General features: G+C 47.7%; 2 protein-coding genes. Both read right to left on the bottom strand.

All coding sequences use genetic code 11. From position 1 onward, the window contains the following. Nucleotides 1-303, bottom strand: a 303-nt coding sequence (locus tag ACWHAR_RS28275) for a sugar phosphate isomerase/epimerase family protein (RefSeq protein ID WP_156350955.1), incomplete at its 3' end; no start/stop codon positions are given. Nucleotides 304-326: 23 nt separating this feature from the next. Continuing rightward, nucleotides 327-650, bottom strand: a 324-nt coding sequence (locus ACWHAR_RS28270; protein WP_452088593.1) for a Gfo/Idh/MocA family oxidoreductase, incomplete at its 5' end; no start/stop codon positions are given.

The following is a 650-nucleotide window of genomic DNA, read 5'->3' as shown; positions in this document are numbered from 1 at the left end:
AAGCTCGACCGCAATTTCGATTGCCCTTTTCCAATTGCGCACGGCGGCCTGACGGCGATCTTCATCAGGACCTGCCCAGTGGTAAAGCGGAAGGAGCGATGAAAGCTTAACACCGGTATCTCTTAAAAGCCGCTTTAATTGTTTGATTTTAGCTGAATCGACTTTCGGATATTTATAGAATGGACAAAAATCTTCGCGCGGCGATAGTTCGATATATTCGTAGCCAAGCTCCGCCGTTTTATAGACCGTTTCTTCCAAAGTCAAATCATCACGATACATCGATGGATCCAATGCTAATTTCATACTTTTCACTCCTCGGAATGTTTTTATTTTTTAACAGTTGTGAACGTTTGATAGAATTCCGGCTTCTCCTGAAGCGCCACAGGTTCTTTCTGTCCGGATTCCTGAGCTTTCACACAGGCGTCCGTCGTCACGGCGGGGATATAGCCGTCCCACGCAGTCGGCCCGCTGACCTCGCCTTTCTGTTGGATCGAGTCAATGAAATCTTGAATTTCTACATCGTAAGCGTCTACAAAGCGGCGCTGCCAATCCATGAGGATATCCGTCGAGAATTTGCCGTCTTTTCTGAGAGAGATGCTTGGTGGTTCAGGAAGCTTCACGATTCCGTCCTCGCCGACGATTTCACACTG

The sequence above is a fragment of the Bacillus sp. LR--39 genome (genome assembly GCF_053613335.1).
Note: the sequence above shows the minus strand (reverse complement) of the source record. Positions and strands in the feature narration are given on the sequence as shown.